Source organism: Erythrobacter rubeus, from assembly GCF_014705715.1.
GTDB lineage: Bacteria > Pseudomonadota > Alphaproteobacteria > Sphingomonadales > Sphingomonadaceae > Erythrobacter > Erythrobacter rubeus.
On sequence record NZ_JACXLC010000001.1, the window covers coordinates 1,528,378 to 1,541,349 of the forward strand.

12 protein-coding genes are annotated in these 12,972 nt (G+C 60.8%); 4 read left to right on the top strand and 8 right to left on the bottom strand.

What is annotated here, in order from left to right:
* Nucleotides 1-693 (top strand): nitroreductase, encoded by a 693-nt coding sequence (locus IB285_RS07490; protein ID WP_190787591.1) that lies wholly within the window; start codon nt 1-3, stop codon nt 691-693.
* Here IB285_RS07490 and IB285_RS07495 read toward each other — a convergent pair.
* Nucleotides 690-1,640 (bottom strand): carbon-nitrogen hydrolase family protein, encoded by a 951-nt coding sequence (locus IB285_RS07495; protein WP_190787592.1) that lies wholly within the window; start codon nt 1,638-1,640, stop codon nt 690-692. The genes IB285_RS07490 and IB285_RS07495 overlap by 4 nt on opposite strands.
* Nucleotides 1,641-1,809: 169 nt before the next feature.
* Between IB285_RS07495 and IB285_RS07500 the strand changes: the two genes are divergently transcribed.
* Together IB285_RS07500 and IB285_RS07505 are read left to right on the top strand one after the other, a co-directional pair.
* Entirely contained in the window at nt 1,810-2,919 is a 1,110-nt protein-coding gene (locus tag IB285_RS07500; RefSeq protein ID WP_190787593.1) for a serine hydrolase domain-containing protein, read from the top strand.
* A 170-nt stretch (nt 2,920-3,089) separates the two neighbouring features.
* Complete coding sequence (locus tag IB285_RS07505; RefSeq protein WP_190787594.1) at nt 3,090-4,331, top strand: GGDEF domain-containing protein; 1,242 nt, start codon at nt 3,090-3,092, stop codon at nt 4,329-4,331.
* A gap of 19 nt (nt 4,332-4,350) precedes the next feature.
* On the opposite strand, the gene IB285_RS07510 is transcribed toward IB285_RS07505, so the two are convergent.
* From IB285_RS07510 to IB285_RS07530, 5 genes are all read right to left on the bottom strand, one after another.
* The gene (locus IB285_RS07510) at nt 4,351-5,187 is read right to left on the bottom strand and encodes a universal stress protein (RefSeq protein ID WP_190787595.1); all 837 of its coding nucleotides are present in this window, start codon (nt 5,185-5,187) and stop codon (nt 4,351-4,353) included.
* 73 nt (nt 5,188-5,260) lie between these two features.
* Nucleotides 5,261-6,124 (bottom strand): DUF5694 domain-containing protein, encoded by an 864-nt coding sequence (locus IB285_RS07515; protein ID WP_190787596.1) that lies wholly within the window; start codon nt 6,122-6,124, stop codon nt 5,261-5,263.
* A 58-nt stretch (nt 6,125-6,182) separates the two neighbouring features.
* Nucleotides 6,183-7,403, bottom strand: coding sequence for a type III PLP-dependent enzyme (locus tag IB285_RS07520; RefSeq protein WP_190787597.1), 1,221 nt, complete (start codon nt 7,401-7,403; stop codon nt 6,183-6,185).
* Between the two features lie 148 nt (nt 7,404-7,551).
* The gene (locus IB285_RS07525) at nt 7,552-8,742 is read right to left on the bottom strand and encodes a carboxynorspermidine decarboxylase (protein ID WP_190787598.1); all 1,191 of its coding nucleotides are present in this window, start codon (nt 8,740-8,742) and stop codon (nt 7,552-7,554) included.
* A 131-nt stretch (nt 8,743-8,873) separates the two neighbouring features.
* The gene (locus IB285_RS07530) at nt 8,874-9,593 is read right to left on the bottom strand and encodes a sterol desaturase family protein (protein ID WP_190787599.1); all 720 of its coding nucleotides are present in this window, start codon (nt 9,591-9,593) and stop codon (nt 8,874-8,876) included.
* A 101-nt stretch (nt 9,594-9,694) separates the two neighbouring features.
* Here IB285_RS07530 and IB285_RS07535 point away from each other — a divergent pair, with 101 nt between their 5' ends.
* Nucleotides 9,695-11,206: a winged helix-turn-helix domain-containing protein gene (locus IB285_RS07535; RefSeq protein WP_190787600.1), complete on the top strand. Its 1,512-nt coding sequence runs from the start codon at nt 9,695-9,697 to the stop codon at nt 11,204-11,206.
* Nucleotides 11,207-11,312: 106 nt separating this feature from the next.
* On the opposite strand, the gene IB285_RS07540 is transcribed toward IB285_RS07535, so the two are convergent.
* Nucleotides 11,313-11,648 (bottom strand): antibiotic biosynthesis monooxygenase family protein, encoded by a 336-nt coding sequence (locus IB285_RS07540; protein WP_190787601.1) that lies wholly within the window; start codon nt 11,646-11,648, stop codon nt 11,313-11,315.
* A gap of 67 nt (nt 11,649-11,715) precedes the next feature.
* The gene (locus IB285_RS07545) at nt 11,716-12,927 is read right to left on the bottom strand and encodes a saccharopine dehydrogenase family protein (protein ID WP_190787602.1); all 1,212 of its coding nucleotides are present in this window, start codon (nt 12,925-12,927) and stop codon (nt 11,716-11,718) included.
* Nucleotides 12,928-12,972 lie beyond the last annotated feature (45 nt).

The window sequence follows — 12,972 nt, forward strand, 5'->3', positions numbered from 1 at the left end:
GTGGGCGGTAGCGAGAACCAGACATTTGCCGAAGTCGTACAAGGACGCCGCTCGATCCGCGGCTATCTCGACAAGCCGGTGCCCCAGGAGCTCATCGAAGAGGTGCTGGCGCTCGCCATGCGGTCGCCCTCTTCCATGAACACGCAGCCTTATCACTTCCACGTGATCACTGGCGAGCCGCTTGACCGCATCCGCAAGGGCAACACCGAGCGCATTCTTGCAGGCGAGCCGGACAGCCGCGAATTTCGCCGCGGCGAGCCCTTCGCCGGTGTTCACCGCGAGCGGCAAATCGGCTGCGCCGTGCAATTGTTCGAAGCCATGGGGATCGAGCGCGACGACAAGGAAAAGCGTCAGGATTGGGTGCTTCGCGGCTTCCGCCAGTTCGATGCGCCGGTCTGCATGATCGTAACCTATGACAAGGAGCTGTCGACCAGCGACGACACGGCCTTCGATTGCGGCGCGGTCACCACGGCGCTCGTGAACGCGGCATGGTCACGCGGGCTCGGCTGCGTAATCAACTCACAAGGGATCATGCAGTCGCCGGTCGTGCGCGAACATGCAAATATTCCGGACGATCAGATCATCATTAAAGCCGTCGCGATGGGCTGGCCCGATCCCGATTTCCCCGCAAATCCCGTAAAGATCACGCGCCGGAAGGTGAGCGAAGCCGCGCGGTTCGTGGGTTTTGATTAGTCTTCCGGCGCGTCCTCGGTGTCGCGGTCCGAAAAGCGCACCCCCGGGCGCGCGGTTTCATCGACGTTGAGCTGAAAGATGTCCGGCCGCGAATAGTGGCCGACGACGTCGAAATCGTAGCGCGCCTTGGCGAGGTCGGCGGTGTCGATCTCGCTCGTGATCAACCCTTCTTCCGCCGCGACAGATCCGGCAAGAACATCTCCAAGCGGCCCTGCAATCATGCTTCCGCCTGCAATCAGATCGCGGTCCTCGCCCCAGCCATCGGCCTCGACGCCGAGCGCCGCCGGGCTGGGTTGATACTGGCACGCGCTGACGAGAAAGCACCGGCCCTCATGCGCGATATGGCGCATCGAGCTGCGCCAGACGTCACGGTGATCGACCGTCGGTGCGCACCAGATATCGACGCCTTTCGCGTACATGGCCGTCCGGAAGAGAGGCATGTGGTTCTCCCAGCAGATCGCGGCGCCGATCCGGCCGAACGGTGTGTCGATCACAGGCATGGTCGAGCCATCGCCCAGCCCCCAGACCAGCCGCTCGCTCCCGGTCGGCATCAGCTTGCGGTGCTTGGCAACAAGCCCCTCTTCCGGCGTGATGAACAGCGCGGTGCAGAACAGCGAATTGCCGCCGCGTTCGATCACGCCGGCGACGATGGTCGTGCCGCATCTCTTCGCCAGATCGGCAAGCGCGCCGACCTCGGGCCCGTCAAGATCGACGGCGTTGCCGTAATACTTGGCAAAGGCATCGCGCCCTTCCGGCAGGCGGTAGCCGAGGCGCGTTCCGAAATCGCTGCCCTTGGGATATCCGCCAAGAACAGCCTCAGGGAGCACGAGCAGATCGAGATCCGCTCCTGCAATTTCCCTTTCGTAGGACAGGATCTTGTCGAGGGTGGCCGCTTTCCTTTCGGGGTGCGATCCGATCTGTAGGGCTGCAATCGTGGCTTTGGTCATGGACGAGCGGATAGCCCACCAGTGCTAGCTGGCAAACCGAAAACGCCGCGCAGTGGCGGTTCCAATCGCGCACCGGTTCGCAGAGCGCACTCAGCCCTTGGTCGAGCGGCAGGCGATTGTGCGAAAAATCCCGATACGGCCCGATGCTAGGCTTATCGGAGGGGTTCATATGTTTCGGTATTTCGCGCCAGCCGCAGCGGCGGCGCTCGCACACGCTGTTCCGCAGGGTGCGTTCTCACAGGAGGTCGCCGTCACGAGCGCAGCCGAACGACAGGCCAAACTTACCAAGAAGGTCCCGCTCTGGCTCGCTCAGCACGACGTCCCAAGCGTCGGCATTGCCTATATCGAAGACGGCGCCATCAGCTTTGTCGCGCATTTCGGTGATCAATCCTGGGGCTATCCGGCCAATGACAAGACGCTCTACAATGTCGCCTCGCTGACGAAGCCGATCACCGCGGAGGTGGTCATGCGGCTGGTGCACGCGGGGCGCTTCGCGCTCGACACGCCTCTTATCGATCATCACGTCGAGGAGGATGTGGCCGACGATCCGAGGAGCGCGCAGCTGACGCCGCTTCTCGTCATGCGGCACAAGACCGGCTTTCCCAATTGGCGATACGAAACAGAGGGCACACTGCGCTTCCTGCGCGATCCCGATACCGAGGTCGGCTATTCGGGCGAAGGTTATGAGTGGATGATGAAAGCCGCCGCCTCCGCCGCTGGCGAAGACTTTGAGAAGCTTGCCGAAACGTACCTTTTCGAGCCTGCCGATATGCCGACAACGTCCTATACACTCAGCAGTGATTTTCCGGGCCGACTCGCCGTGCCATACAAGGCGGGTGAGGCCCCTTATAACGTCGTGCGCCGTGAGCCCTCTGCATCGGATGACCTACGCACCACCCCGCGCGAATATGCGAACTTCATGCTTTCGGTTTTCGAAGGCGATGACGTGTCGAAGGAGCTTCGCGCGCAGCAGTTTTCGATTGCCGATGACGTGCGATACCGCGCCGCCTGCAAGGGCGAAGAACGCGCCGATTTCTGCCCTGTGCGCCAGGGATGGGGCCTTGGCTGGACCATTTACGAATGGGACGACCGCCGGATTTTCGAACATTCCGGCGGCGATCACGGCGAAAGGACGCTCGCGCTTTACGACCCCGATGCGAGGCGCGGCATGGTGATCCTGACCAACGGCGCCAACGGCTTTGACGTCATCCGGAAAATCGTCGACGTGCTCGATGACGACGAACGCCTCATCGCCTTCATCAACGCGCCTTTCGGCTAGGGCGAAGGCATCGAACTATCTTATGTTTTCCAATGCCTTGGTCTCTCGAGTTGGCGTAAGCCGCGATCCGATCCGCAAAGACTGAAAGGGCGGGATTTCCGGCCAACGCTTACCCTATCTTAACGCGCCCGGCCTATCCCCGCTGAAGGGGTCGCGGGGCGCAATTCAAGATGGAAATCAACTGGAAGTTCGATGCGTGGGACACATTCCACGAGAAAATGTTCTCGGCGGAATTCCTGAGCGTAAATTGGTCCGGCCTGACTGCCGGTCTGTTCCTGGGCGTGGTGCTGCTCACATGCGTTTTCAGCGCCGCGTCCTTCGGCGTGCTGCGCCAGCGCTACCTTCTTTGGTATTCCGCTCGGTGCATCGCCATCGGCGTTCTCGCGCTGATGCTTTCGCCGGTCTATCTTGGCCCGTTCTTCGAACATGACAGCATGGCGCGCCATACGATCGGCTATTTCGCCTTCGACCTGATGGTCGCGCTCGTCGGGCCCTTTCTCGCAGCCTATCTCGAGCCTGACGCCATACCGGACCGGCTCCGGCGGGCGCTGTTCTGGGCGTTCCCTTTCGCGCTCATGTTTGCACCGGTTTTCTGGATGACCGAACCGCCGGCAGCCTACTATTTCGGCCGGCTCGTCGCCTATCTCGGCATCCTTGTGCTGCTCATCGTGAGCGTTGCGGTTGCGGTGAGACGCAAGAGCCGCACGGCGCGCTTTCAATTGGCCGGATGGGCTCCGATCCTCGCGCTCAATATCGTCAATCTCCCCTACCATATCGCGACCGGCAATCCTCTGCCCCAGTTCCTCACGCTGCTGTTCGTGAGCCTCGGCATCGAATTTGTGGTGACCGCTCTCGGCATAACCGACAGGTTCATGACACTGCGGCGCCAGCGTGACCGCGCGGAGATGCGCGAGGAAATGCTGCTTGCCCTGGCGCAAACCGATCCGCTGACGGGCCTTGCCAATCGGCGCGGTCTTGAGAACGCCTACGGCCCGGATGTGACCGCGCTTGCGCTGTTCGATCTCGATCGTTTCAAAGCGATCAACGACACTTTCGGCCACGATATCGGCGACCGGGTACTGGTTCACACCGCCGATGCGCTGGGGGCGGCATCCGGTCTTGCTGCACGCCTTGGCGGTGAGGAATTCGCAGTGCTTTTCTTCAGCGACGATCCCGCGCGTGAGGCCGAGGCGCTGCGCGAGGCGATCAGCGAACAGGCCACCGATGTGCAGCCCGGATTGATCGTCACGGCGAGCGCGGGCCTCGTGATGGTAACCGGCGACCGCGACTTGCGCGAAGTGCTGCGCGAAGCGGATGCGCTGCTGTACGAGGCAAAGGAGCAAGGGCGCAACCGCCTCATCGCGCGGGTGGATCGGCGTCGGGAAGAACGGGCGATCAAGGTGGCAGCCTGACCCGGGCCTTTTGGCTCTCTCAGACCTCGGCATCCTTCGTGTTGACCACCAGCGTATCGGCCTCGATCGCGCGCAGCAGATCGCTGGTGACGCTGCCGATCGCGGCTTGCCGGAACCCGCTGGCTCCATGGCTGCCAAGTACGACCAGCGCCGACGGATCGAGTTCGAGCCCGCGGCGAATGGCCTCGCTCGCATTGCTCATCACGAGCTCGTAGGTTGCATCGCCCAGCCGTGCTTCGTGCTCTTTGAGCCGTGCCAGAAACTGCTTCATGTTTTGCAGCTCGGCTTTCTCAACCTCTTCGGCGACATAGCTGTCCTTTTGCCACGCCTGAAAGGGAACGTGCCACGCATGCACGACATGGATGGCCGCTTCGGGGAACATTCTGGCTGCGGTAAGGATCGCATGAGCGGAACCGACGGAAAAGTCGGTACCGGCGACGATCTGACGATACGGCCCATTGGCGCGCATCTTCGCCACCAGCACAGGCTTCGCCATATTGCGCAGGACATAATCGACCGCCGTGCCAAGGAAGAAGTCGCCAAGCGTGTTGTATCGCGCCGGGCCGATGACCAGCATCGAGATATCGTCGCGCTCGCATGCATTGGCGATGGCGGCGGGCGGCGAGCCGGCGGGGAAAACGAATTCGACGCCATCTTCCTTGTCATCAAGGCCGGTCGTGAGGCGCATTCTCTGGGTCAGAGCGGCGATATCGGCCGGATCATCTTCGGCGAGCGACGTCGCGTGAATAAAGCGCAAATTCGCGCCGGTGCTCTGCCGCAATTGCCGGGCGCGATCGATGGCGCGGTCGGCACGCGAACTGAAATCGGTAGCAACGGCTATGGTATCGATGGGCATGCTTTACTCCTTGGAAATCAGCGATACACCATCTCATTTATGCCCGCAATTGATTCTCAATAGCATGGCAATTCTAACGCTCAGTATCCTCCGAAAGCGCTGCGGCTTTTTGCAAAAGCGGCAGCGGATCGGCGAGCTCGTAGCCCGGCATCCTCCGCACGAAGTGCTTCAACCAGGTTGCGTGCCCGCTCCCCGCGAGAACGAGTACCCTGTCTCCCGGTTCAGCGATCATGTCGAGCTTTGCGAACATCTTTGCATTGCGCATGTACCAATACGCGTTGAGTTCGGCACCCGGCTGTTCATTACCGTTTCCGATTGAAAGCAGCGAATAGTAAAGCCGGTCATGCTGCGCGCCGACAATATCCTCGCGGTTATGGAAGATGAGCGATTCTGCGATCGATTGTTCCGGCAATCTCGCCTGCTCGGCGGCCACTGTCTCTTGCAGTTCGGCAAGCAGTTCCTCGATCAAACCGTCCTGGCCCGCAGCCTTGGCGAATTCCATCACCTTTCCCATGGGGAAGTAGTCGGGTTCATCGGGTCCGCCACGTTCGTCATAACCAAACACCGCCTCGTGGCCGAGCATGCGTGCCACCCGGTATCCGACCTGTACGCTCTCGGATCGCTGGGAGGTCACCAAGTCACCATATTCGGCGTAGCCATCGAGTTCGAACGATGGCGCGCTGGCTTCGTTCTCGACGGCAATCCTGGTCGGTTGCCATTCGGCGAGAGTTGCGGCGAGAATTTCGATTTCCCTCTGCCGTCTCGGCGCGAGGACGTCGTCGACTTCCATGTTGACCGCGTCGAGACCGGGATTGGCAAAATGATACATACCCAGAACCATGACTTCGACCGGTTCCGCCGCGCCGTCATCGCTTTGAGCGGCAGCGGGAAAGGCGAGCATGCCGGCTATGACAAGCAGGAGCTTCGGAGTTTTCATAGCAACTCTTCCTCGTGATTTACCGTAGTAATACAGCAAATCAAGAGGCGGGCAAGAGCTAGCGCAGGCTCACCACGTTGTCGCTCGGCTCGCGCACGCGCGTTCCATTGAACAGGCTGAGCATCGGCTCATCGCTGACCACGACGCATTCGGCATCGCCAAAGCCGTTGAACCCGGTCTTCATCGCTGCGCCATAGGCGCCGAGCATGCCGATTTCGATGTAATCGCCCGCTTGAATATCGCCCGGCAGCGGAAAGGGCCCTGCCATGTAATCGGCATCGTCGCAGGTCGGTCCGTAAAAGGCGAAGTCCTCCAGCCCATCGAGCAGGTCGTCTTCGAGCGCGTTTACCGGAAAGCGCCAGCCGACATGCGCCGCATCGTAAAGCGCACCGTAAGCACCGTCATTGATGTAAAGCTCGGTGCCGCGGCGGCGTTCGACCTTCACGATCATGCTGGAATATTCAGCGCACAGCGCCCTTCCCGGCTCGCACCACAGCTCGGCATTGTAGGCGATCGGCAGCGCATAAAAATGCTGGTGGATGATCGCGAAATAGTCCTCGAGCGGAGGCGGTTCCATTTCGGGATAGATGCTCGGAAAGCCTCCGCCGACATCGATCATGTCGATCACGACCGAAGCCTCGGCAATGGCTGCACGGGTGCGATCGAGCGCCTGGACGAAAGCAAACGGCGTCATCGCCTGGCTGCCGACATGGAAGCACACGCCCAGCCAGTCGCAATGCTGGCGCGCTTGCTGCAACAATTCCGGCGCCTCCAGGAGATCGCAGCCAAACTTGCTGGCGAGCGACAGTTCCGAATATTCGGACGACACACGCAGCCGCACGCACAGGCGCAGATCGCTCGCCGGCTCGCCCGTTTCCGGGTCGCGGCATGCCTCGACGATCTTTTCCAGCTCCTCCAGCGTATCGAGGCTGAAGGTTTTGACGCCGTGCGTGTGATACGCCTCGAGGATCGCGCCGCGCGTCTTGATCGGGTGCATGAAGCACAGGGTCGCATCGGGCAGGACGCCGCGCACCAGCCGCACTTCGGCGATCGAGGCGACATCGTAATGCGTGACGCCTGCGTCCCACAGCACTTCGATTAGATCGGGCGCAGGATTGGCCTTGACCGCGTACAGCACCTTGCCCGGAAACTTGCCAACGAAGAACTCTGCCGCACGCTTGGCGGCGTGCGGACGATTGAGGATGACCGGCTCGTCGGGCTGGAGGGCCCGCGCTACGGAGCGCGCGTCAGGATATCGGGCGTCAGGGTAAGTGTGCAATTCAAGGGACCCCCAGAAGATTTAGCTTTTGAGGCTGCCTTGCGGTGAAAAGTGTCCCTTGGGGCAGCGGAAGCGCGCATATAGTCTGTCTGCGGGCTCTCGCAAGATCAAATCGCGCGGCGCGCAAAAGTTCCGTATCATGCGAGCGCTAGCTCAGGCGATTGCGGAAATCCTCGTAATCGAAGCGTTTGACGCATTCGAGCGCGTCGGTCTCGCTGTCCCACAGCCAGATGCTCGGAAGCTGCACGCCGTTGAAAGTGTTCGTCTTCACCATGGAATAATGCGCCTGGTCGAGGAACGCGAAGCGCGCACCCGCCTCTGCGGGAACGGGAAGGCGGTAATCTCCGATCACATCACCTGCGAGGCACGATGGCCCGCCAAGGCGAATGGCAATGCTGTCATCGGTCAGTTCGCCCAGCATGGCCGGGCGATACGGTGCCTCGAGCACGTCGGGCATGTGGCAGGTTGCGGAGATATCGGTGATGCCGATCGGCACTTCGTTGAACCCGATATCGAGCAGTGTCCCGACAAGGATACCCGCATCGAGCGCGATTGCCTCTCCCGGTTCGATGATGATCTCCGCCCCGGTATCGGCGGCGGCGTCCCGCAGCAGCTCGACCAGCTGATCCCGCTCGTAATCGGCGCGGGTGATGTGGTGCCCGCCGCCCATATTGATCCATTTGAGTTGCCCGAACCACGGCTCAATCGCGTCGAAGACACGGTCCCATGTTGCACGCAGCGGCTCGAAGGTCTGCTCGCACAGATTGTGGAAGTGAATGCCTTCGACGCCCTCCATCGCCTCTTCGGTCAATTGATCCAGCGGAAAGCCCAATCGCGATCCCGGCGCGGACGGATCGTATTTCGGCACCTCTCCCGTTGCGATCATGGGATTGATGCGCAGGCCGACCGACACATCGCCGCCCGTGGTCGCCGCCTGATCGAGGATCAGCGCGGCGCGTTTCATCTGACCGGGGGAATTGAAGATCACATGCTCGGACAAGCGGCAAATCTCGTCGAGCTCTTCGGGTTTGAACGCAGCGGAATAGGTTGCGATTTCACCGTCGTAAAATTCGGACGCCAGCCGCGCTTCCCACAGGCCGCTGGTGGATACGCCATCGAGATACTCGCCGATGATATGCGCGGTCGACCACATCGAAAACGCCTTGAGCGCGGCGAACACCTTGATCGATGCGCCATCCTCAGCCGCTCGGTCACGGATATCGGCGAGGATCTGGCAATTCGCGCGCAGCTTCGCCGCATCGACGACGAAAGCGGGGCTATCGACACGGGAGAGATCGAAATGGGCGAACGCGCCCGGATCGCCGGCTTTTGTTTCCATGCCCCTGCACTTAGTGTCCCCGTCGTCAAAGCGAAAGGCCCGGCCCGCGCGGCATGCGCACGGGCCGGACCCTCCGCAATGGGAAGCACGCCGCAAGGGGCCAGGGTCAGGCTTCCCGAAACCCTTCGAGATCAGCCGATGCTGCGACCGATCAGCAGATCGCCGATTCGATCGGAGCCGCCGTCCACGATGCCCGCCTTTTCCGGTGCCTTGCGCGGATTGCGATACGTGCCGAACAGCATGTCGAAATACGGAAGGTCGGCGTAGTTGTAGCGGTGGACGCCGCGCTCATGATGGACGGCGTGCATCTCTGGCCGGGAGATGAAATAGCCAAGCCAATGCGGCGTCCTGATGTTCGAATGCGTGAACATCGCCATGAAGCTGCCTATCAGGTTGATGATGACGGCTGCCTCTGGCGATACTCCGAACACGCCCACGAAAACGAGGCTGCCCAACAGCGCCCATCCCGTCATGTCGAGCGGATGGAACCAATAGGCGCTCCAGATGTCCACACGCTCGGCGGAATGGTGCATCTGGTGGAGATGCCGCCACAGGATATCGCTCCCGTGCATCGTGCGGTGCCAGGTGTACATGAACAGGTTGAACAGCAGGTATCCGCCGCCCACCTGCGCCCATAAGGGCAGCGCAGAGCCATCGAGCAGCGTGTACTGCGCCAGCAGACCATCCCACGCGAACGGCGCGGTGAACGCTATCAGGTAATAGAGCATAAAACCGATGACGCCGCGCGTGCGCCACAGCTTTTTCTCAGGCAGGTGGCGAGCCGGCAGCACGGCATCGAACACCGCGAACACGGCAAACATGGCCACGAGTATCGCGACAAATTCCAACATCGAACATTTCCCTTTATTGCTTTGCGGAAGATGCGCGCTTGTTGCCTGCCCCGCGCCGCGCAGATAGGTTGAAGGCCCGATGATTTGCCGATGAGAACCCGATGACTGTCGAGCTCTCCAAGACGAGCAGTTTCACACTTGGCGGTTTGCTCGTCGAACCGGCCCTGCGCGCCGTCCAGGCAGACGGTGCGCGCGTCTCGCTGGAACCGCGGGTGATGCAGGTGCTCGTCCTGCTCGCCAGCCGCGCGGGCGAACCGGTGGACCGCGACACGATGGTCGAGCAATGCTGGGACGGCGTCATCGTCGGCGATGATGCAATCCAGCGCTGCATCGGAAGGTTGCGGCGCCTCGCCGCTGAGGTTGGCGGCTACGAAATCGAAACGATCCCAAAAGTCGGCTACCGTCTGCTGGAAGAGGGCGCGCCGACTGGTTCCACGCCGCCGCGGAGCCAAGATCGCATAGCCTCGCCTCCGCGGTTACAATTCGAGCAGGCAATGTTTCGCGGAGACGCGGCCAAAGGCAGCGACTTTTCCGAACTGCTTTGCGCGGACGTGGCTGCTGCGCTCAGCATCAATCGCGATATCGTGGTCCTAACCGGCACAACCGATCAACCCGCCGACTTTCGCGCTGGTATCGAAGTGCGACAGAGCGGCGACACGCTGCGCATAAATTGCAGCCTGACCGAGACTGCGACAGGACGGCTCGCATGGTCGACCTCGATCGATGGCGGCGAGCCCCGGGCCCTCGAAAGCGGCCTGCCAGCGGACTCGCTCGTCCTCGATATTGCCGGGCGGATCGGCGCAGTCGTCATCGAAGAGGTGACGCGCGCATCCCTCAGCGAGCCGCGCGCGCAGTCCGCCTGGCAAGCGGTGGTCAGAGCGAACGCAGCCTATCAGCGGATCAATCTCGAAAACCTCTCGGTCGCCGTGGAAGAAGCCCGCAGCGCGCTGACGATGGAGCCCGATTTCGCAGCCGCCCATGCCGCGCTCGCCAATGCCCTTGCAGCATCATATGAGCTGGGCGGCGCGGCGGACCAATCGATCGCGGAAGAAGCCCGCTTGGCGTGCGATATGGCGCTGGCATTGGCTCCGGAGGATCCCACCGTCCTCGCATGGACCGCGCATGCCCTGCTCATGATCACTCGCCCCGCCGAAGGGTTGCCTCTGGCCGAGAAAGCCGTCGATCTCGCGCCCGCCCACTGGATCGCGAACCTGTATCTGGCGCGGCACTACCTCCATCACAGCAGGCCCGAGGATGCCGAGCGGGCCCTGGACGATCACGCACGCGTCGCGCCGCTGTTTCCTTGGAAATACTTCCCCATGCTGCAGCGCGGCCTCGCCCGGTTTATGCAGGGCGATACGGACGCGGCAGAACACCTGATGCGCGATGCTGCCCTACTCAATCCGCGCTATCCCTATTCATGGATGTCGCTGATGATCCTCGGCGCCCTAAAGCAAGACGAGCCGCTCATGAAAAGCGCTGCGCAGCAATTGAAACAATTGGACGGTGCAGAAGCCCTTGAGCTTCAGCTGGCAAGGATCGCGCACAGCTATCCCGATCCGGATCAGGCCGCGATGGTCCAGAATGCGTTCAGGACGGCTTGGGAAACCTAGGCCAGGCCTCGGGCATGAATGGCTCTGCGTGAGAGTCAGATCACATGGAAACGATCCAACACTTCCGGATCGCCGGCTTTTGTTTCCATGGTGGCTGGTTCAACCTTCAATTCGCGGCTGGGAATGCCTCATCTTTAGCTCCAAACGCATCGTAGGATACTTCGTAAAGCGCTGGCGACACGTCATCGAGCAAAGGCTTGATCTTGGCGATGTGCTCTTCGAACAGATCGCTATCGATCCACGCATCGTATTTTTCACGGCTCTCGAACAGCGCAACATTTACCGCAGTCCCGTTCTCGCGATTGACATGAAGCCGGTTCCAGATCGCGCCATCCACCTTCCCATCGAGCCTGCGGTATTCGGCGATCTGCGCGTCGACGAAGTTCTGGAGATCACCCTCTTTCGGGGTGAAGATATTGATGAGCGTTACGATGTCGGACACGGTTCAATTCCTGGTTTCAAGTGGTCCCCGCCACTTCACCAGCGAAGCATCGTCCGAAAGGTTTCAATCAAAATGAAACCGGTCCGTCCAATTCCTTCACCTTCCACGGCAGACCGTGTTCGTTCAGCATTCCCATGAAGGGGTCGGGGTCCATTTCTTCCATGTTGAAAACGCCCTCACCGCTCCACGTGCCGGTGAACATCATGGCTGAGCCGATCATGGCGGGAACGCCGGTGGTGTAGCTCACGGCCTGATTGCCGGTTTCGGCATAGGCTGCCTCATGGCTGCAGATATTGTTGATGTAGTACGTCTTTTCGCCCGAACCATGCAGCGCCTCGCCCGTCGCGATGACGCCGATATTGGTCTTTCCTTTGGTAGTCTCGCCCAGCGTTTCCGGCTTGGGCAGCACGGAAGCGAGGAATTGCAGCGGTATTATCTCCCTGCCTTGATACCGCACCGGCTCGATACTGGTCATGCCGACATTCTGGAGCACGGTCAGGTGCTTGATGTATTCATCGCCGAACGTCATCCAGAAACGCGCCCGCTCAATTTCTGGATTGAACTTCGCGAGGCTCTCAAGCTCCTCGTGATACATCAGGTAGGCTTGGCGCGTGCCGACCTCTTCGAAATCGAACGGTGTGGATACCTGCATGGCGGGTGTTTCCACCCATTCGCCGTTTTCCCAATGGCGCGCGGGCGCAGTCACTTCGCGGATGTTGATTTCGGGATTGAAGTTGGTGGCGAATGCCTGACCGTGATCTCCGCCATTGCAATCGAGGATATCGAGTTGGCGGATCGTCTTCAGACGATGCTTCTTGAGCCACATCGTGAACACGCTCGTCACGCCCGGATCGAAACCGCTGCCGAGCAGGGCCATGAGCCCTGCTTCCTTGAATTTGTCGTGATAGGCCCACTGCCATTTGTATTCGAACTTCGCCTCGTCCTTGGGCTCGTAATTGGCGGTGTCGAGATAGTGCACGCCCGCCTCCAGACAGGCATCCATGATGGGCAGATCCTGATACGGCAGCGCAAGATTGACGACGAGGGTGGCGCCGACTTTCTTGATGAGGTTAACCATCGCCGGGACTTCTTCGGCGTCGATCTCATAGGTCTCGATCGATACGCCGGTGCGGGTCTTCACGCTGTCGGCGATGACATCGCATTTCGACTTGGTCCGGCTCGCGAGGTGGATGTCTGGGAATATCTCGGCGTTCATCGCCATTTTGTGGATGCAGACCGAGCTGACGCCCCCTGCCCCGATCACCAGAACTGTCGACATGTCTTTGACCTTTCAAACTCGATTCTTGCGCGCGCATTAGGGCAA